The sequence below is a fragment of the Streptomyces sp. SYP-A7185 genome (assembly GCF_046103685.1).
In the GTDB taxonomy this organism is placed as follows: Bacteria; Actinomycetota; Actinomycetes; order Streptomycetales; family Streptomycetaceae; genus Streptomyces.
The window spans coordinates 584,920-604,053 of sequence record NZ_CP122310.1 but is presented as its reverse complement, the minus strand read 5'-3'; the positions used below and the strand labels follow the sequence as shown (position 1 = coordinate 604,053).

The window sequence follows — 19,134 nt, the reverse complement described above, 5'->3', positions numbered from 1 at the left end:
CGTCCCTCCGCCCCGTACGTACCCGTGGGTCTCTCGGTCGTCCTACGTGGACCTCTTGGTCGGTCTAATCGTTCGAAGCGCCTTCGGCCGGGCGGCGCCGGGGCGACGTGGACGGCGGCTCGGGAAGCTCACCGGTGTCGATGATGTGGCGGGCCACGCCGGTGAGCAGGAGGTGGTGATGGCGGGCGTAGCGGCGCATGGCGTGGAAGGCGTCGTCCAGAGAGATGTTGCGGTGGGCGGCGAGGAATCCTTTGGCCTGCTCGATGATGATGCGGCTGTGCAGGGCGGTGTGCAGCTGTTCGTTGACGGTCTCGGTGCGCTGCAGGGTGCGGGCGTGCAGCAGGCCGATGGTGGCCGCGTCGGCGAACGCCTGTGCCATGGAGAGGTCGTCGGCGGGCAGCGGGCTGTCGGTGGCACGCAGGAGCAGCATGCTGCCGAGGGTTTCTTCGCGCAGGCGCAGGGGAACGGCGCTGGCATACGTGTATCCGGCCTCGCGCGCCATGGTGGTGAAGTCGGCCCAGGCGACGGGCGCCTTCGCGAGATTTCCTGGGGTGATGCTGGCGGAGGTGCGGTAGGCGTCCAGGGCTGGACCCTCGCGCAGCGCCAGGTCCAGCACTTTGGTCAGCGACGGGCTCGGGTCGCACGGGGCCGGGCTGTACAACTGCGGCCCGGGGTACGCCAGCAGGACCGCCACGTCCGTAATGGCGAAGATGTCGCAGCAGCGCACGGTCAGCTGCTGCAGAAAGTCGATGATGTCGAAGTCCGCCACGAGGGTGTCGGCGAGTTCGACGAAGGTGTCGGCGATTTTTCGTTCTCGGCTCATGCCTTGACTCCTCGATGCGCAGGCGCCCTCCATGGGTCCACGCCAGGCGGCTTGTTCACGACGGCAGTTCCTGTGCAAGGACCTCACGGGCGGTGTCGGTCAGGGGCCGGCCGGAGGCGTAGGCCCGCGCCCGCAACCGCACCAGCGCCTCCTCCATCGGCACTCCGAGCCGGCAGCTGAGCACCCCGGTGGCCTGGTGGACCTCGGCCCAGTGCAGGTCGACCGCGCCGGCCTTGCCCGGCTCGTTGGGCGAGACCACGGCCCCCGAGCGCCAGGCCAGCAGGCGGCTGGTCAGCGCGTCGGCCACCCGCAGCCCGTCCGCCGCCTGCGGCCCCGTCAAAAATCCCGGCTCCTTGCGATAGCCGGTCAGCCCGCCGAACCGCGCAGCCCCCGACCTAACCGGCCAGACGAACACCGCCCGCACGCCCAAGGCCCGGGCCTCGGAGGCGAACTGGGGCCAGCGCTCACCCGCTTCCAGATCCGCGACCTGGTGGGGGACTTCGGTGAAGTCCGCATCGATTCCCGGCCCCTGCCCCAGGGTGAACTGCGCGTCCTCCAGGCGTGCGCTGACGTCGTCGCTGAACCACACCAGCTCCGCCCCCCACCGCAGCGAGACCGCGATGCCCTCCAGCCCCAGCGCATGCGCGCACCGCACCGCCCACGCACGTCGCTCACCTGCATCGACGGCTTGCTCCAAACCGTCGAGCAGTTCCTCCACAGACACCCGTACCCCATCACTGAGCCGGGCGCGCCGCAGGGCGCCCCGCCCCGGAAAGACGGCCACTCTCTGTACCCGGGATGTTACAGCCCAGGGCTCGGCGAGGACCTCCCTTCGCGGGTCAAGAGTGACGACTGCCTTGACAGGGGTGGTCGTTGCTCTCAGGGGGCGGTCGGCGGCGGCATCAGCGCCCCCTGCCTGGAACGGGTCCGGACGGGCGAGGGCCGAAGACGTTCCCGTCACCGCTGGGCGCAGCTTTCCACCACTTGACGCAGCAGGCGGCCCACCTCGGAGTGCACGACGTGGTGATGACCTCCCATCGGGACGTCGTCGGACCGGAAGAGGGAAGAGGCGTCGACGTTCGTGTAGGGCCTGTCGCTCAGATCCTGCTCCTGCACTTCGTCCAAGGTGATGTTGGGGGGACCGTTGACGCCCTGGAGGCCGTCGAAGCCCAGGGCCCCCCACTTGCGGCTCATGGTGGCCAGCTCCGCCGAGTCGCCGATCATCTGGGCCGACAGCGGGTACATCACGCCCAGGTGACTGTCGAGATGGGAAAAGGTGCAGATCAACGGCCCGCTGACCAGCCGCCGCTGATCCCACAACGCGCCGTGGCCGGTGACCTGTTGGGGCAGGCTGTCGGCGAAGACGAAGTGCGACATCTCCGCCTGGAGCAGCGTCAGAGAAGAGAGCAGCGCGGAGTCCGATCCTTGCGATTCCAGGCCGCGCAGCGCGAAGCCCGCCAGGCGGCCTCCCAGCCCGTGGCCCACCAGATGGATCCGCGTGTCGGAGGCGTCCGCCAGCGCCGCCAGGCACGGGCCCAGACCCGCCTGCCCCACCACGCCCGCCCGGCGGCGCAGTACGTGCCGTACCACCTGACGGAACAGCTCATGCGCGCCGCGCCACAAGTCCGCGAAATCCTGTTGCCTGCGATCCAGTCCCACGGGCCCACCCGCGGCGACCGTGCCCGCCTTGTTCACCCGGTCGCTGAGCGCCTTGGCCGGCCGGGGCCCCGCCACCCGGATCTCGGGGAGGCTGCCCTCTTCGGACACCGGGCTGTCCGGGTCGCCGGTGCCGGGTTCGTGCCGGGCCGGCGCGCCCTGATCCTCGTCCGCGGAGGCGGCCACATCGCGCAGCGCGGACGCGAATTCGGCGCACATCGACATCGTGTCCTCGAAAAGCATCAGCGGGTCGGTCTGAGGCATCACCGCGGCTTCCATGTCCGTCGCGAATTCGGTCAGGGCATCCTGCAGCGGGATCTCCGCGACCCGGCGCAGCGCCGACCCGAGGTCGTCGAACGCCCTGTCGTGCGGGGGCTGCTTCGTCAGCAACTCGGAAATCTCGGCCAACGGGCGGGCGCTGTCGGGAAGATGCCGCGCGAGATCCTCGGCCAGCGCCGGGCTGATCCCGGGGTACACCTCGCGCTCACGCTTCATCTCGCCTTCCGCGACACCCGGAATGCCCTCGTCCCGGAAACACAGCGACGGCCACCGCACTTTCAAATAGCCCACCGAGGCTGAGGTGTCCGACCAGGCGTCGGCGAGCATTCCGGCAAACGCGGCATCGGCGGCGTCGGCTACGGCGTCATCGTTCTGGGCTCCGTGCACCAGGACGTACAGGTCCCGGATCCCGCTGTCGCGCACAGCGGCGTGCACGCGCTGTACCTCTGCTTGCTCGAACTCTGCCCGTCGGCCGAAACGCAGGGCACCGACATCGTGAAACGCATTCCGTCGAGACACAATCCACCTCCGAAAAGAGTCCGCGCACGCGGCTGTTCCATGGGGCGGAGCGGGCCTCCCGGCATGAGGCACCCCCGTCCAGGGGTGCGGCCCGCCCGGCGAAGAACTCCCCGTGCCCGCTCGGGCACGAGGCACTCCCGATGCGTCTCGGATGTACGCCGTTTCTACGCCGCTGATGCTCATGAGAAGCAGACGGTTTCCGGAGACGGATAGCCCTGCCGGATCACTCGCTCTTCCTTGCGCCTGAGGCCACTCACCCCCCGGGTCTTGATGTCCGTGCCCGTGCTCGCGGTGACCCGCCGGGGCCCAGACCGACCGACCGCGCGGTGTCCAGGCTGTCCACCTTGGACGTCGACGGTGGCTGCATCGCCGACGGGAAGCGGGAGGGGGTGTCAGCGCGGGACTCGGCCCGGCCGTGGCGTCACCGTGCGGTGAATTCGAGGATTTCCCCGGCCACGGCGGCGGGGTTCTCCTTGGCGAGCCAATGCCCCGACTTCGGGATCTCGACGGCACGTGTGACGTTGCGCAGCATCGGCGACAGGCTCGGGCGGGCGGCGGCCAGCGATCCGCTCGCCGTGAGGAGGGGGGCGGGGGTGTCCGTGGGCGCGGCGGCATTGTCGCGTTCGTCCTGGTCCAGGCTCCGGTAGAGCTCGAACCCCGCGTGCCGCACGCCCGTAGGTGCGTACGTACTCGTCGGTCTCCGCTTCGGTGAACGGCGGCCGGGCCCGCGCGCCGCCGAAGGCTGTTCCGCCGTGGGCGACGTGGGTGGAGAAGGCCGTGACGTACTCGCGCATGTCCCTGCGGTCGTCGACGAGTTGTTCGGGGATCGCCTGCTGGCTGTTGAAGGCCATGTGTCAGGAGAACGTCAGGTACCGCGCGGCGGGCAGCTGCCGCCCAGGGAGCGGACAGTCCATGTGCACATAGGAGTTGACCTGCCGGGGAACTGCGAGACGTGCTGTGCCCCGACCCCGACCCCGACCCCGGCCCCGGCCCCGAGGTCGTGTGCCACCAGGTCGAAGCTCTTGAGCCCGATGCGATCACGCAGCAGCCCGTGGACGTAACGGGCGAGCGTCTTCGTGTCGAAGCCCGCCGGACTTCCCTCGCTGTCACGGAGGCCGGGAAGATCGAGCGCCTACACGGTGTGATGCCTGGCGAGCGCGGGCATGACCTTCCGCCACTCGTGCCAGCTCTGCGGCCAGCCGTGCAGCAAGGTGTCCTAGATTCGGGCTCTGCCGTTCATTGTTATTCCATGCTCTGTTGAGAACGGGACCGGTGCCTTGCCAGGATTCGATTTCCGTTGGAGCGACGGGAGATTCTGGCAACTGGGCGGGTCGCAGCTGACTTTCTAGTGCCACCCGTCGAGGGAGACCTCCGGGTCTCCCGTGAGGTACCGGTGGAGGGCGACAGAAGTAGTGTCGACGAAATTATCGGGCACCGCGCTGGCCTCGACCCACCGGACCTGGGAGTGCTTGCGAGGTTCGCGGTTCTCAGGTTCGCCGGACCATTCCTGGGCGGCGAAGACGACCGTGAGGAAACCGTTGGGTGCTTCGATGCCCCAGGCGCCGTGGATGATGTGGGCGACTCTGAGGGACTCGGGCTTCACGGTAAGGCCGGTCTCCTCGTAGAGCTCGCGGACCGCGGTTTCCGTGATGGGTTCGCCCGGCTCGCTCTTACCGACGGGGAGGTCCCACAGGCCCTGTGCGAACTTTGCGTTCTCGCTGCGCTGGAGGAGGACGACGCGGTTGGTGGCCGTGTCGTGGACGATGACGGCGGCGACCAGCAGGGTCATTGATTCGAGCGCCGGCTTGAGGGCTTGAGAGCGATCCTCGGTTTGCTGGGCCACAGTGTTCCCTTCGTCGGACGGGTTATCGGGCATGTTAGGCGTGAGCTTCGCGGGCGCGGCGGGCCAGATCGGCGGCGCCTGGCACTTTGCGCCGCCGGTAGACCTCGAGGATGGAGCGGATCGAGGTGATCGCCTTGCGTGTGCGATCGGAGCTCATGTGTTCCATGAGAACTAGGGCTTGGGTCCAAGCGGCGACGGCTTCGTCGGCACGGGCCTGTGCGGCGAGGCTGTCGCCGAGGTCGGCGTGGGTGAGGGCGTGGACGCGCTTGTACTTCTCCGGGTCCCAGCGGGTGAGGGCGTCGCGGTGCTGCTGCTCGGTACCGATGTGATCGGCGAGGTCGGTCAGGGTGCGGGCGGTGTGGCTGGCCACGGTGCCGGCGGCCGGGCCGCTCACACGGGAGTAGCTGGGCTGGGGGCCGTCGTCGCGGAGGAGGGCGTCCTCGGCGGCGAGCAGGGCGCGCGCGGCCTGGGGGTTCTCGTTCACGGCGGCGTAGGCACTCGGTCTGCGACCCGATGAGGGCCTGGACATCGTCCGTTGCCTCAATCGCCACACTCCACTCGATCCCGCCCCTGGAGAGCTCCACACACCGCTGGAGCGCCACGCGGAGCTGGTAGAGGTATCCGACGCTGACGCCGATGCTTCGAAGGGATTCTCCGGGCTGGTCATGCACCCACCGCCTCCCTCTGATTACCGAGTGCAGCGATCATTCCGTGGCCGCGCCGCAGGTAAAACACGGACTGCCGAACTTTCCGAACAGTTACGAGTGCTGGCCAGCTGCCCGTAGTAGCCGCGCTGACCGCTACGGCAGCCCGCGAATCAGCGTGAGGCGGGTGGCTTGAGCATGTACATCTTGAGGACGCTGGCGCAGGTGCGGAGCGGCTCCTACGGAGCGAGGGCGTCGGCAACGGCTTGGGCGAGTTCGTCGATCGTCCGCACCACGCACCTGGGCGGCGTGATTCAGATCCGAGGCTCGGCGTCGCGGTCGTGATCGGCATCCGCCTGGCAGGGTGAGGGCGGAGCGCCGCCCGGTGCGGCCTACTCGTAGGCCCAGGCCCGGCCGGTCTGGCGATACTCCTCCACCGGGATCGGGTCGACGTCGGTCCTCATGCGGGCGGTGTACAGCAGGCCGTCGAGATGGTCGATCTCGTGGTGGATGAGGCGGGCGAGACCGCGCTCGTACACGGCGGTGACGGTCTCGCCGGTCAGGGCCATGGTCTCGACGGTGATCTTCAGGGGGCGGGGGACGAGGCCGCGGACGTCGAAGAAGCTCAGGCAGCCCTCGTACTGCTCGTCCAGCTCTGCGGAGCGGTCGGTGATCCGCGGGTTGAGCAGGATCACGGCGGGTGCGACGCCGGGCGGCTGGACGACGGCGGCGGCGCGGCCGATGCCGATCTGCGGGGCGGCGATGCCCATGCCCTTGGCGAAGGGGTGGACCTGGCCGATCCGTTCCATCGAGGCGAACAGTTCGTCGGTGATGTACTCGGCTTCGTCGCGCTCGGCGGGCAGGACGAAAGGGCGGGTCGGGTCGGCCAGGATGCCGGCGCCGTGCTGGACGACTCCGAGGTCTCGCATCTGCTGGCTGGGTCGCACGTCAATCACCTGAAGTCCCCTTGTTCCGTGTTGTGTTCGGGCCGTGCCCGGAACCTCCACTCAAGACGGTACCGAGCGTGGAGGGCGCCTCGTAGACCTCCTCGGTCGCCACCCATTCGTCGTCGGTGCCGCCGAGTCCCTGGCCCTTGATGAGCTTGCCGCCGATGCGGAAGCGCCGCAGTCCCCAGTAGGACTCCTGCGGCGGTCGTCGGCATCCCACCAAGAGCTCGGCGAGCTCGCTGGCTCTCATTCCACTGACGGCCGCAGTCGGCAGCAGGCAGGCCGACCGCATGCGCGCCACCAGAGGGCTCGCGTCCAACTCGCCTAGTGGCGCTGTCCAGGGGACGCTTCCCAGGGCATCGGCCATCGGGATGTGCACCGCGTCACGGCCGAACCGCGCCTCGACGCCGACCCAACGGCTACCTATGGAAGCGTGACCACGTCGACGACTGGCTCAGCATTGCCCCCGCCGTCTGGATCGACGACGACTTCACCAGCCTCGACCACGCTTGGGCGGCGGAGCGCACCGCCAAGGGAACGGCGACCATCCTCATTCAGCCCGACCCACACCTCGGTCTACAGCCCGAACACCTGACCGAGGTTGCGGCGTGGGCCTCGCAGTTGCCCTCAATCCAGGCCCCCTGATGACCGAGCAGCTGTTGGGCTCCGCCGCCGTCCGCCTCGACGGCCTGCGTGCCTGGGACGAGGATCTCGTCATCGACCTGGTCCTGTCCGACGAGCAGCGCCGCCACCGCCTGACCCTCCATCACGGCGCGTTCACCCACCGCGCCACCGATCAGGCCAAGCACCCGCACGACCTCCCCGGCCTGACCCTCACCAATTGCCAGCTTCTGGAAGTGCTGTCCTGCAAGGGCCTGGAGGGTGTCGCGACCGTGGGCGCCCCGGTCTTGCTGGTCACCCTGTTCTCGTACGTCACCGAACCGGACAAGTCCTTCGGGGTGGTCAGCCCCTAGAAGACTTGGCGTGCGCTACAGCCCGGGCACCGGTGGCCGCGGGCGCAGCCGCCCGGCTCACGGTGTCGGGTGGGACAGTTCGATGTCGAGGGCGTCGGTGCCCGGGCCCGTCACGCGCAACGCGGTGGCGACCGGGGGGTAACCGCTGGCGATGACGGAGTACTCGCCGGCGTCCAGGTCCGTGAAGGCGTATGCCCCGTCCGAGCCGGTGGTGGCCGTCGCGGCGACGTTGCCGGCCGCGTCGACGAGCGTGACGCGGGCGTCCGGCACCAGGCGTAGATCGGCGGAGCGCACCGCGCCCTGGAGCAGGGCGCCCGCGGCGAGCGCGATCTCCACGCGGCCGGGCTCGCCGTGGCTGACCGTGACGGGCACGGCGGCCGGCCGGTGCCCCTCGGCCTTGACGGCGACGGTGTACTCACCGGCGGGCAACTCCGCGAAGGTGAATTCCCCGTCCCCGCCGGTCGGTCCGGTGCCGAGCACATCACCGCGCACATCGGTCACGATGACCATCGCGGCGGCGACCGGCAGGCCGTCGGCGCCGGTGACGCTCCCGCTCAGGCCGCGCGGACCGGAGAGCAGGATGTCGTACGCGAGCGGCTCCTCGCCGACGGTCACGGTGGCCGCCTGCGGCTGGTGCCCGTCGGCTGCGGCGATCAGGACGTAGGTGCCCGGGCCGGGTGCCGGCAGGTCGTAGCCTCCGTCGGTGCGGGCCATGGTGCGGCCCAGTTGACGTCCCGTCAGGGAGATCAGGGTGACGGTGGCGTGGGCGCCGCCGGTGGAGGTGCGGATGCGCCCGTGGAGGGTGGGGCCGCCGTGTACGGGCGCTCGCGGGGCTTCCGGGGCGTGGCCGGCGGGCGCCTCGTGGGCCTCTGAGGCCGGGGAGGACGCGGACGCCGGGGGCGTGTCCCGCTTGGCAGCCGTTGTCGGAGCCGCGGCCGGAGCCGGGGCTTGCTGCGGGCGGCGGAAGCCGATCAGGGTGGCCGTGGCGATCAGGGCCACCAGCATGCCGGCCGCGCCGATGGTCATGCAGACGTGGACGGCGTCGGTGAAGCTCGCGCCGATCGCGCCGAGCGCGGGTCCGGTCGCCTCGGGGGAGAGCCCGAGGTGTCCCGCTGCCCCCACGCCGCCCTGCGCGAGGGCCTCGCCCACCCGCTGCTGGTCGGCGGCGGCCAGCCCGGACTCCGCGAGGTGCCCGGGCAGCGCGGAGGTGAGCCGGCTGGTGAGAACGGCGCCGAGCACGGCGGGCCCGAGCGCGCCGCCGAGCTGGCGCAGGGTGTTGTTGCCCGCACCCGCCATGCCCGCCAGGTGGTGCGGGACACTGCCGACGGCGACCGCGCTGATCGGCGTCATCACGAAGCCCATGCCGAAGCCGAACAGGGCGAGCGGCCCGGCCATCGCGCCGAACCCGGAGTCGGTCTCAAGACCCGTCAGCCACAGCATGGCGCCGCCGGTGCCGAGCAGGCCGACGGACAGGAGGACGCCGGGTGCCACCTTGCCCATCAGCCGGCCGACGAGCGGGCCGGTGACGATGGAAACGCCGTTGAAGACCAGCATCCGCCAGGCGATGTCGAGGACCGAGAGCTGCTGGACGCTGCCGAAGAACAGGCTCAGCGTGAAGACGGAACCGATCATCCCGAACATGACGATGGCGTTGACGACGCCGGCGCCGGTGAAGGGACGTACCGCGAAGAGCTTGAGGGAGAGCATCGGCGACGGGGAGCGCAGTTCGGCGACGATGAAGGCGATGAGGCCGAGCGCGGCGGCGGCGAACGCGACGATGACCTTCGTCTGGGCCCAGCCGTGCACCCCGCCGCCCTCGATCACGCCGTAGATCAGGCCGACGATGAACACGATCGCGGCGATCTGGCCGGGGACGTCGATGGCACGGCCGTGCGCGGACCGTGAGTCCTCCAGCATCCGTACGGCGACCAGGCCGGTGACGGCGGTGATGACGGCCGCGGGCAGGAAGATCCAGCGCCAGGTGGTGTGCTCCAGGATGACGCCGCTGATCAGCGGGCCCAGGGCCATGCCGATGCTCAGGGAGGCGGCCCAGGCGGCGATGGCCTTGGCGCGGGCCCGGAAGTCCGGGTAGGCGTGGCTGATCAGGGCGAGCGTGGAGGAGGCCAGTGCCGCGGCTCCCGCGCCGGCCACGGCCTGGCCCACCCAGACCTGCTCGACGCTGTGGGCGGTCAGCGAGGTCACGGAACCGGCGGCGAACAGCAGCATGCCCGCGAGGTAGGCCTTCTTGCGGCCGTACAGGTCGCCGATCAGGCCGAAGGTGAGGATGAGCGCGGCCATCGGCAGGATGAAGGCGTCGGAGACCCACTGCAGGTCGGACGTGGAGGCGCCCAGGCCTTGCTGGATGCGGGAAAGGGACACCGAGACGCTGCCGATGGGCACGTACGCGGCGAACATCCCGAGGCACGCCAGCACGGTGGTCAGCGCCGGGCGCGCGACGGCACGGTGGTGGGGGGTGGATATCGCGGACATGGTGAGACGGCCCTCCTGATCGAACGCGCCGGTCAAGTTATCAGTTGCCTGTCAAAGTCCCAAATGGCTGAGAGTGAGGGCGGGCGCGCGGGAGTAACGGCCGGGCTGCGGACACGGCTGAGGAAAGGGGGTCGGGACGTGGCCCGGCCGGCGCGGGAGGGTGCGCCCCGCACGGGCGCGGGAACTGGACGATCACCGGGCCCGGCGCGGCAGTGGAGACGGACCCCGGAGCGCGGACGGGACGGGGCGGGTCCCCGTGCGAAGGCGTTCTACGTCGTGAGCCCGGGCGCGAGGCCGCTCGCGGGCCCGGCCGAGCCCGCTCGCGAGCCCAGGCGCCGGGTCGACGAGCCGACGCTCTGACGCGCCGACGCCCCGCGAAGGACTCTCAGCCGGTCTTCGGCGGATCGGGCCACATGCGGGCCACGGGTGAGTCGGGGCCGTCGAGGGCGATGGCGATGCGGCGCATGCCGAGCGTCAGACGGTCCAGTTCCTCGGGCCCGCCGACCACTTCGCAGAGCCGCTCCACCACCGCTTCGACGAGCTTGCGCCCCTGGGCCATGCCCAGCAGCCCGGTCTCGGTCGGCTCCACCAGCACCACCCGCTTGTGCACGGGGTGCGGATGCCGCTCGATCCAGCCGAGCTGCTCCAGATGCGCCAGCGCCGCCGTCACGCTCTGCGGCGTGATGTTCTGCCCCCGGGCCAGGTCCGCCCCGGAGAGCGGACCGTGCTGGTCGAGCGTCATCACGAGGCCGAGCTGCGTCATCGTGACGCCCAGGGAGCGAAGCTGCTCGTTCAGCGCCCGGTGCACGGAGTTGTTCGCCCGCCACATCGAGTGGCTGAACGTCTGGTTCCACGGCTTCTCGGAGGTGGTCCCCTCCGGGCGACGGCTCGGCATCTTCAACTCCCTGCGGGCAAACGGCCCTCATCCTAACGGTGGGAGGGACGGTCCCGGCCCGGCCGCGATCCGGGCGGGTCCTAGCGGGGGGTGACGGAGCCGTCGTAGACGTTGCCGGGTGTGGCGACCGCCGTGATGGCCCGGGCGAGGACGGTGGAGGGCTCCTGGCCCTTGCTCGTGATGTCCGTGTTGATCATGATCACGAGGGTGGCCTTCTTCGCGGGCAGGTAGATCGTCACGGTCTCGTACCCCGGGATGGAGCCGTTGTGCCCGATCCATCCGTTGGTCTTGAAGATGCCCAGACCGTAACTGAGGCCGGGGATGCCGGTCGGCAGCGTCGTGAGCCGCTGTACCTGGATCTTGGGGCTCAGCAGCTCCCCGGTGGCCACGACCTTCGCCCAGCGGTGCAGGTCGTGCAGGTCCGAGATCATCGCGCCGGCCGCCCAGGCCCAGCTGGGGTTCCAGTGCGTCGCGTCGTCGGCGACCTCACCGCTGAGCGTCTGGTCGGTGTAGCCGCGCGGGTGCGGGTGGGGGAATGCGTTGCCGTGCGGGAAGAGCGTGCGCTCCAAGTGCGCGGGGCGCAGCACCCGGTGGTGGATGAAGTCGGCCAGCCGGTGCCCGCTCACCTTCTCGATCACCAGGCCGAGCAGGACGAGATTGGAGTTGGAGTACTGGAACTTCTTGCCGGGCGCGGAGGTGTTCTTGTGCTTGAAGCCGTAGGCGAGGGACTGCCGCGGGGTGAAGGTGCGCTGCGGATCGCTCAGCAGGTCGCGGACGAAGCCGGGGTCGGCGGTGTAGGGGAACAAGCCGCTGCGCATCTCCGCGAGATGACGCAACGTGATCTTCTTGCCCTTGGGGACGCCCTTGACGTACGCGGAGATCGGATCGTCAAGACCGATGCGGCCGTCCTGCACCAGCTTGAGCAGCGCGGTGACGGTGAAGGTCTTGGTCTCGCTGCCGATGCGGACGAAGGAGTCGACGGACATCGGTTCGCCGGTGTGGGTGTCGGCCACGCCCTTGGCCCGGACGTAGCATCCCTTGCCCGGCATCCACAGCCCGACGACGACGCCGGGGATCCCGGCCTTCGGGGCGACGTCGTCGATGGTCTTGTCCAGCCGGGCGGTGAGCTTGCGCCCGAGACCGTCCGCCGCGCACTCGTCATGGCGGGGGTGGGCGCTGCCGGTCATGTCCACGGCGGCGGCGGGAGCGGCTGCGGCAGGCGCCCACACGGCCAGGGCGAGCAGCGCGGCGCACAGCAGCCGGCGGGAGGGGGAAGGTCTCATGCGGGATACCTCATCCAGTCGGGGGACGGCCGGGATCGGCCGGGGAAGGCCGGGGAAGGCCGGGGGAAGGCCGGGGGGAGGCCGGGGGGAGGCCGGGGCCGGTCGGCAAGAAGACGACCACCGCAACCCCCGCCACCTCCTCCGCCACCGACCCACGCCGAGGAATCCACTCGTTCGCCACCCCACAAACGGCCCGGACAGCCCTCGTGGCCGAGCCTGTCGTGCGCACCGTGGCCAGGACCTGGTGGTGTTGGATGGCCGCCTGCGGTGACGTCCGATGACAGAGGGGAACGAGCGGTATGGCCATGGTGGGCGGCGTGGGTGCGCGCGGCACGCAGCACTGTGAGACGACGGCTTTGGGTGTGTTGTTGCGGCATGAGGGGCTCGACTTGTCCGAGCCCATGTTGTTCGGGCTCGGCTCCGGGCTGTCCTTCGTCTACTGGGACAGCAAGGCCATGGGTTTTCCGTTCCTGGGAGGGCGGGTGAAGCCGTTCGAGCTCACCAGGAACCTCGCCGCCGTACTGGGGCTCGAGCTGGCGGTCGAGGAGACCACCTCCGCGCGCAAGGCGTGGCAGAACGTGACGGCACCCATCGACGCCGGTCGGCCCGTCGGCCTTCAGCTCGACAGCTACCACCTGGACCACTTCACCACCAAGGTGCACTTCGGCGGGCACGTCGTGGCCATGTACGGCTACGACGAGCAGAACGCCTACCTGGTGGACACCGACCAGCAGGGCGGCGCCGTCACGACCAGCCTCGACGGCCTCGCCAGAGCCAGGGCCGAGCGCGGCCCCATGACCGCCAGGCACCGCTCCTTCACCCTCACCGTGCCCGGCGGCCCGAGGCCGTCGCAGGACCAGATCGTCACCGCGATCACGACCTGTGCCCACGCCTTCCTCACTCCGCCCATCGCGAACCTCGGTCACCGGGGCATCGAGAAGACCGCCCAGCAGGTGCCCAAGTGGTTGCAGCGCAGTGACGATCCACGGGAGGATCTGCCACGGGCCGCCCTCCTGATGGAGCGCGCCGGCACCGGTGGCGCCCTGTTCCGCAATCTCTACCGGGACTTCCTCGCCGAGTGCGCCCAGGTGATCGACAGCGGTCATCTGCGTACGGGCCACGGCCTGTACGCCGAGGCGGCCACCCTCTGGTCCCAGGTGGCCGCTCTCATCGCGGCGGCAGGCGCATCCGGCGACGCGACGAACCTCGCACAGGCCGGCGTCCTCCTCCACGACCTCGCGCGCGTCGAACGCGAAGCGATGCAGGCACTGAGGATGTTGTAGCTGCTGGAGGGCTCGGTCCGGAGTGTTGTCGGGTCGTCCCGCGTTGTCTGTCCGCACGGCCGGTGCCCGGCATCCGCGGTCAGCGATCGCGTGTGAGGGCCGCGGCCAGTTGGGTGCGGGAGCGGATGCCGAGCTTGCGGTAGATGCGGCTCAGCACGGTTTCCACGGTCTTGACCGAGATGAACATCTGCTGGGCGGCTTCCTGGTTCGTGGCGCCGGTGCACACGAGTTCGGCCAGCCGTAGCTCGTGTTCGGTCAGACGCCGGGTGGCCGGCGCCTCTGAGTCGCCGCCGGGCGCGGCGGCATGACCTGCCAGGTGGGCCAGGTGGTCGTTCGCGAGCGTCGACCAGGGCCGTGCTTCGGCGTCGTCGAAGAGCGTACGGGCCCGTTCCCACGCGGTGCGCGCGGCGGCGGCACGTCTGCGGCGGCGTTCGACCCGGCCGCGCAGCAACTGGGTGCGGCCCTCCTCGACCGGAAGGCCGAGCCCGGCGAAGGCGTGCGCCGCGTCCGCCAGGAGTTCCGCCGCCTCTTCGACGGCGTCGGCGCCGTCGAGGTAGCGGCACAGGCCCCGGGCCCGGGTCAGCGCGGCACGCAGAGCGGCGTGCGCGGGATGCGGCCCCACCCGCTCCTGCATGTGTTCCAGCAGGTCGCGGGCCTCGTCCGTACGCCCGCAGAGCGCGTACGCCTCCACCGCGTCCCCCTGCCAGCGCAGTACGGACGGATCGGCCGTCCCGGTGCGCGACTCCAACTCCGCGACCTGCGCCAGGGTCGCGGCGGCCTTCTCGACGCGACCGGTGTGCAAGAGCGCGGCACCCAGGGCCCACAGTGCGCGCGTGGTGTGCAGCGCGTCCTGCTCTTCGCGCGAGGCGCGCACGCCATGAGCCGCGCAGCGCAGCGCCTGGGCGAAACTGCCGCCGCCGGCCTCGGCCATGGCGGCCGTGTACCAAGCGGGGCCGGGCGACAGACCCGCTGCCGCCGTGAGGTCGACGGCGCGGGCCGACCAGTGCAGCGCCTGGCCGCACGCACCACGCCCCGCCTCGACCTCGGCGAGGCTGCGCCACAGGTCCACCAAGTCCTCCGGCTCACCGCACTCCTGGGCCGCGGGCAGCAGGTTCAGCAGGAGGGCGCGCGCTTCGGGCAGGCGGGCGTCGAACACCGCGTGGCGGGCGGCGAGGTACTGCGGGCTGTTGCGGATTCCCAGCCGCGCAGGCGGCACGGCCAGCGACAACGCCCGCTCCAGGGTGTCCGTGGCGGTGTCGAGGCGGCCCAGGACGCGCTGCATCCGCGCGGTCATCGTCAGTGCGGCCGCCTCCAGAGGGACATCGCGAGCCGTTTCGGCCAGCCCGGTGGCGGCCTGCGCGTGGCGCAGGGCACGGGCGCCGTCCTCGCCGGAGAGGTTCGCCTGCACCGCGGCACGCAGCTCCACGGCGGCAAGCAGCGCCGGATCCTCGGCGGCGGTCCTGCGGGCGGTGGCGAGCAACGGGCGCGTACCGGCGGTGTCCTGGCCGTGCGCGTCCACGACGGACAGCAGGGCGTGCACCTGCTGCTCCGGAGTGCCGTGCTCCGCCACGATCCGGTCCGCCGCCAGACGCGACAGCGCGGCAGAGCCACCGGCCGCCGCCTCCTGCGCGGCTTCGGCGAGCCGGTCGAGACGCAACTGGTGCCGGTCGGCGGGAGTGAGCCGGGCGGCGAGGAACAACAGCTCGGCCGCGCGCAGGCGTTCGCCGGCCGCGCTGGCCACGCCCGCCGCGTGCGCGGTGTCTTCGGCGACGGCCGGGTCCGGCCACTCCTGGGCGAGAGCGGTGTGCAGGGCACGGGCTACGGGTCCACGGCAGTAGGCGGCCAAGGCGCGGTGGATCGCGCTCCGCCGCTCCCGGGACACCGTGGCGGCCGCGGCATCGGCCAGCGCCGGCGCGGCAAAGCGGTGGGGGAGAGGCACACCGGCCGGGAGAAGCCGCGTGGCACCGTCCGTGGTGACCAGCCCGGCGTCCAGCGCATGGGCGAGGTGGTCCTCGGCGCCACGGCACCCGCTCTGCCGCAGCAGGTCGGCGTCACACCCGCCCGCGAGCGCCGCGACCTGAAGCGTGGCGCGGACGTCGGCGGGGACGGTGGCGAGCCAGGCGGCGGCGAGGTCGCGCACCTGCCGTGGTGGCTCGGGCGGCCCGGTACGCCCTTGCGTCGCGCCGGCCTTTGTGGCGCCGCAGTGGGCGCCCAACCAGGCATCGAGCAGACCTCGGTGGCCGCCGCAGTACCGGTGCACGGGCGCGGCCCACCGAGCGGGCAACCCGCGGCGCGCGCACGCGGCCGCCGTCTCGGCGAGGTCGGATGCGGGTACGTCCAGCACCGCCGGATGCCCGCCGAGAAGCGCGGCCGCGGCCGCGGGATGGCCACTGGTGCGTTCGGCTGCCACCGCGGCAAGCCGGTCGGGGGCGAAGGTACGGATGGCATAGCCGATGAGGTCCGCGCTGGCGGGGTCCAGCCACTGCGCGCCGTCGATCACGAGCAGGACCGGAGGCCCTTCGGCGAGCAGCCGCGTCAGGGCCAGCCGCAGCCGCAGGGGATCGTCGGCGGGACCTGTGGGCAAGGCGGCGAGCCACGCGGGGTCCTCCGCGAGGGCGGTCGTTCCGACGGCTGATGATGCCGCTGCGGCCTGTGCGGCCTGTGCGGCCTTGGCGGTCACGGCGGTCACGGCGGTCTCCGCGATCCGCATGCTCTCTACGGTCCGCGTGCATTCCACGGTCACGGCCGTCTCCCCGGTTACGGCGGCCTCCGCGGGCACGGCGGTCTCCGCGGCGTTCGCGGGTCCCGCAGGCAGGAGAACGGCGGCCCCGCGCTCCGGGACCGCAGGAAACTCCGCGTACTCCGCAGCGCGGGCAGCAGCTCCAGAACGAGTACCAGCGACCCCCGCACCACCGGCGCCATGGCCGACCCCTCGCACACCGCAACGCACCGCGTCACCGTCCCCCGGCGTCCGCACCGCGCTGAGCAGCTGAACCAGCGCGCCATAGCGAACCCCGGCATCACCTTCCTGCGCACGCACCCGCAGACAGCGCCGCGCCACTCCGGCGCCCTTTACCGCTGACGCCTGCACGCTTGGCGCCTGCTGGGCCAACGCGTCCAGCAGGGTGCTCTTGCCCGCACCCCACGGACCACTGACCGCCAGCCGCCCGTGGCGTTCGAGCAGCGCGGCGGCGTCGCGTACCACGGCGGCCCAGCCGTCCTCCGCCGGATCCGCCTGGCCGTCCGCACCCGTTCGTCCTCGCACAGCGGGCACCGTAAGCGCCCGCCGACCTCGCCACAACGCCTGAGCGCACCCCGCGTACCGGACGAGGGATTTCCCTGACACGCCCCTCACCCCGGAGGACCTGCGGTGCCGGCCCCCGCTGCCTCGGGGGTCTGGGGACGCGCACGACGGGGGCCTTCCCGGATACCGCCCACGCCCCGTCGCCAGCACGCTGTGGCCCGTCCGGGGCGGCAAACCCACCGGTCTCCCCACACCCCCCGCCCCGGACAACACCACGCATCGCTGCTGATGCCCGTCCCCGGCACACCCCCCGAAAGGACGCCCCCATGCGACACCGCTCTCAACGCCCCCTTCTCACCGGCCTCTTGGCCGCCGCCGCCCTCACCGGGCTGGCGGCCCTGCCGACCCTGCCCGCCCACGCGGACACCCCGGCCGATCCGTCCCCGGAGACGACGGCCGAACCGCGACTGCCGGAAGGACTCCGCGCCGCCCTGGCGCGCGACCTCGGGGTGAGCCGCGCGGGCGTGACCGAGCGCCTCGCCGACGAAAGGCGTGCCCAGCGCGTGGCCACGGCGGTCCGCGCCACGGTCGGCGACCGGGCCACCTCCCTCTGGTTCGACGCGGCCGACGGCCGCCTCCATGCCGCCGTCACCACACCCCGGGCCGCCGAAACCGCGCGGAAGGCAGGAGCGGTCGCCCACGAAGCACGCGCTACGAGCGCTGAGTTGGAGGCGGCGGCGCGGAAGGCCGGCGCGTGGAGCCGAGGGGTGCCCGGCGTGCGCTCGTGGGGGCCCGACGCCCGCGCCGGACACGTCGAAGTGGTCGTCGACCCGGAGGCGTCGACCGGGGCCACCAAAACCCTGCGGGCCAAGCTCGCCTCCCTCGGCGGTCTCATACGGGTCGTCGAGTCCCGCGACGTGCCCCGTCAGCAGGGCGGCACCGTGGTGGGCGGCGAGAAGTGGACGCCCGGCAGCGAGTCACCCTGCTCGATCGGCTTCCCCGTGACCCGCACCAGCGGTGCCGCCAAGGCGTTCCTCACCGCCGGGCACTGCACGAACGACGTCAGTCAGCCCGCGTACGGCAAGGACGGCACGCGCGTCGGCACCTCGAACAAGAACGGCACCGGGTCGGTCAACGCCCGCGAGGGCGACATGGGCATCGTCGACGTCGACCAGACGGGCTGGACGCTCGCGCCCACCGTGGCGGGCTGGGGTCAGGGCGACGTCACCGTGACGGGCTCCGCAGACGCGGTCGTCGGGACCGCCGTGTGCCACTCGGGCCAGACGACCGGATACCGGTGCGGTGAGGTCACCAAGGTCAACCAGAGCGTCGACTACGGCAACGTCGTGATCGACGGACTGTCCTACTCCAGCGCCTGCTCGGCAGGCGGCGACTCGGGCGGCAGCTACGTCACCCCGGCCGGGGGCCGGGCCGTCGGTCTGCACTCCGGTGGCGGCAGCGCGACGTGCAGCGGCGGAAGCGGCGAGAAGTACACGATCTTCCAGCCGGTCAACGAAGCGCTCACCAAGTTCGGCGCGCAGCTGGTGACATCGGACCCGCAGCCCGGTGCGGTGACGGTGGCGGCGGTCTCCGCGCAGACCACCGCCACCGGCAGCCGGGTGGAGCTGGGCAACAGCGCCGAGGGCGGCACGGCCCCCTACACGTGGGCCGCCACCGGCTTGCCCGCGGGCCTGTCCATCGACGCGTCCACCGGCACCATCACGGGCAGCCCGACGGCCGCAGGCACCCACCAGGTGACGCTCACCGCGACGGACGCCGCCGGAAAGAAGGGATCCACGTCCTTCACGTGGACCGTGACGGCCCCCGGCACCGGCGCGCCCAAGCTCGCCGATCCCGGCAGTCAGAACGGTTACGTGGGCAAGCCGCTGAGCGTGCCGCTCAAGGCCACCGGCGGCACGGCCCCGTACACCTTCTCCGCGACGAACCTCCCGGCCGGGCTGACCGTCAATTCGAGCACGGGCGTGATCGCGGGCACCCCCACGAGCTGGGGATTTCGCAACGCGACGCTGAGCGTCACGGACGCGACGGGCAAGAAGACCTCCGTCACCGTGACCTTCACGATCTGGTCCTGACCCGATGAACCGCCGCCCCGGCCGCATCACCCGGGGCGGCGGCCGTCCTTGGAGGTTCGTGGCAGGGCTGGTTCCTCATCCGGGTGAGAGAGCGCGTGCCGCGGCGTGGCGGCCGGGCCGGCCGTGCACGCTACGAAGGCCGGCAGCCTGCCCCTGCGAAC

At 71.5% G+C, this 19,134-nt stretch carries 14 protein-coding genes and 2 pseudogenes; 4 read left to right on the top strand and 12 right to left on the bottom strand.

The genetic code is table 11. The features are described from left to right. Positions 1–64: 64 nt before the first annotated feature. The 8 genes and pseudogenes from QBL25_RS02575 to QBL25_RS02540 form a co-directional block, all read right to left on the bottom strand. Complete coding sequence (locus QBL25_RS02575) at positions 65–823, bottom strand: ANTAR domain-containing protein (protein WP_409055303.1); 759 nt, start codon at positions 821–823, stop codon at positions 65–67. Between the two features lie 55 nt (positions 824–878). Further along, entirely contained in the window at positions 879–1,547 is a 669-nt protein-coding gene (locus tag QBL25_RS02570; protein WP_409055302.1) for an ANTAR domain-containing protein, read from the bottom strand. Positions 1,548–1,780: 233 nt separating this feature from the next. Further along, positions 1,781–3,193 (bottom strand): hypothetical protein, encoded by a 1,413-nt coding sequence (locus QBL25_RS02565; RefSeq protein ID WP_409055301.1) that lies wholly within the window; start codon positions 3,191–3,193, stop codon positions 1,781–1,783. A 505-nt stretch (positions 3,194–3,698) separates the two neighbouring features. Further along, positions 3,699–3,947: an alpha/beta fold hydrolase gene (locus QBL25_RS02560; RefSeq protein ID WP_409055300.1), complete on the bottom strand. Its 249-nt coding sequence runs from the start codon at positions 3,945–3,947 to the stop codon at positions 3,699–3,701. A 675-nt stretch (positions 3,948–4,622) separates the two neighbouring features. Continuing rightward, entirely contained in the window at positions 4,623–5,153 is a 531-nt protein-coding gene (locus tag QBL25_RS02555) for an NUDIX domain-containing protein (protein WP_409055299.1), read from the bottom strand. Position 5,154: 1 nt separating this feature from the next. After that, positions 5,155–5,616: pseudogene (locus tag QBL25_RS02550) on the bottom strand (tetratricopeptide repeat protein); the annotation flags it as partial. Between the two features lie 540 nt (positions 5,617–6,156). Beyond that, positions 6,157–6,720, bottom strand: coding sequence for a peptide deformylase (locus QBL25_RS02545; protein WP_409055298.1), 564 nt, complete (start codon positions 6,718–6,720; stop codon positions 6,157–6,159). Further along, the gene (locus QBL25_RS02540; protein ID WP_409055297.1) at positions 6,713–6,961 is read right to left on the bottom strand and encodes a hypothetical protein; all 249 of its coding nucleotides are present in this window, start codon (positions 6,959–6,961) and stop codon (positions 6,713–6,715) included. Before QBL25_RS02540 ends, QBL25_RS02545 begins: the two co-directional genes overlap by 8 nt. A 161-nt stretch (positions 6,962–7,122) precedes the next feature. On the opposite strand from QBL25_RS02540, the pseudogene QBL25_RS02535 reads away from it, so the two are divergent. Beyond that, positions 7,123–7,356 (top strand): annotated as a pseudogene (locus QBL25_RS02535) (hypothetical protein); the annotation flags it as partial. After that, complete coding sequence (locus QBL25_RS02530; protein ID WP_409055296.1) at positions 7,320–7,685, top strand: alkyl sulfatase C-terminal domain-containing protein; 366 nt, start codon at positions 7,320–7,322, stop codon at positions 7,683–7,685. The pseudogene QBL25_RS02535 and the gene QBL25_RS02530, both read left to right, overlap by 37 nt. 57 nt (positions 7,686–7,742) lie before the next feature. Here the strand turns inward: QBL25_RS02530 and QBL25_RS02525 are convergent, their stop codons facing one another. The 3 genes from QBL25_RS02525 to QBL25_RS02515 form a co-directional block, all read right to left on the bottom strand. Beyond that, the gene (locus tag QBL25_RS02525) at positions 7,743–10,175 is read right to left on the bottom strand and encodes an MFS transporter (protein WP_409055295.1); all 2,433 of its coding nucleotides are present in this window, start codon (positions 10,173–10,175) and stop codon (positions 7,743–7,745) included. Between the two features lie 385 nt (positions 10,176–10,560). Next, entirely contained in the window at positions 10,561–11,070 is a 510-nt protein-coding gene (locus tag QBL25_RS02520) for a MarR family winged helix-turn-helix transcriptional regulator (protein ID WP_409055294.1), read from the bottom strand. An 80-nt stretch (positions 11,071–11,150) separates the two neighbouring features. Then, positions 11,151–12,353: a serine hydrolase domain-containing protein gene (locus QBL25_RS02515; protein WP_409055293.1), complete on the bottom strand. Its 1,203-nt coding sequence runs from the start codon at positions 12,351–12,353 to the stop codon at positions 11,151–11,153. A gap of 299 nt (positions 12,354–12,652) precedes the next feature. Here QBL25_RS02515 and QBL25_RS02510 point away from each other — a divergent pair, with 299 nt between their 5' ends. Continuing rightward, on the top strand, positions 12,653–13,636 hold the full coding sequence (locus QBL25_RS02510) for a BtrH N-terminal domain-containing protein (protein WP_409055292.1): 984 nt from the start codon (positions 12,653–12,655) through the stop codon (positions 13,634–13,636). 79 nt (positions 13,637–13,715) lie between these two features. On the opposite strand, the gene QBL25_RS02505 is transcribed toward QBL25_RS02510, so the two are convergent. Continuing rightward, entirely contained in the window at positions 13,716–16,841 is a 3,126-nt protein-coding gene (locus tag QBL25_RS02505; RefSeq protein WP_409062524.1) for a LuxR C-terminal-related transcriptional regulator, read from the bottom strand. 365 nt (positions 16,842–17,206) lie between these two features. On the opposite strand from QBL25_RS02505, the gene QBL25_RS02500 reads away from it, so the two are divergent. Next, positions 17,207–18,973: a putative Ig domain-containing protein gene (locus QBL25_RS02500; protein WP_409055291.1), complete on the top strand. Its 1,767-nt coding sequence runs from the start codon at positions 17,207–17,209 to the stop codon at positions 18,971–18,973. Positions 18,974–19,134: the final 161 nt, after the last annotated feature.

Excerpts from the sequence above, each read along its gene's own strand:
- QBL25_RS02500 (WP_409055291.1), top strand. The coding sequence starts at position 17,207 with ATGCGACACCGCTCTCAACGCCCCCTTCTCACCGGCCTCTTGGCCGCC.
- QBL25_RS02510 (WP_409055292.1), top strand. The coding sequence starts at position 12,653 with ATGGCCATGGTGGGCGGCGTGGGTGCGCGCGGCACGCAGCACTGTGAG.
- QBL25_RS02555 (WP_409055299.1), bottom strand. The coding sequence starts at position 5,153 with ATGCCCGATAACCCGTCCGACGAAGGGAACACTGTGGCCCAGCAAACC.
- QBL25_RS02515 (WP_409055293.1), bottom strand. The coding sequence starts at position 12,353 with ATGAGACCTTCCCCCTCCCGCCGGCTGCTGTGCGCCGCGCTGCTCGCC.
- QBL25_RS02540 (WP_409055297.1), bottom strand. The coding sequence starts at position 6,961 with ATGAGAGCCAGCGAGCTCGCCGAGCTCTTGGTGGGATGCCGACGACCG.
- QBL25_RS02520 (WP_409055294.1), bottom strand. The coding sequence starts at position 11,070 with ATGCCGAGCCGTCGCCCGGAGGGGACCACCTCCGAGAAGCCGTGGAAC.
- QBL25_RS02575 (WP_409055303.1), bottom strand. The coding sequence starts at position 823 with ATGAGCCGAGAACGAAAAATCGCCGACACCTTCGTCGAACTCGCCGAC.
- QBL25_RS02525 (WP_409055295.1), bottom strand. The coding sequence starts at position 10,175 with ATGTCCGCGATATCCACCCCCCACCACCGTGCCGTCGCGCGCCCGGCG.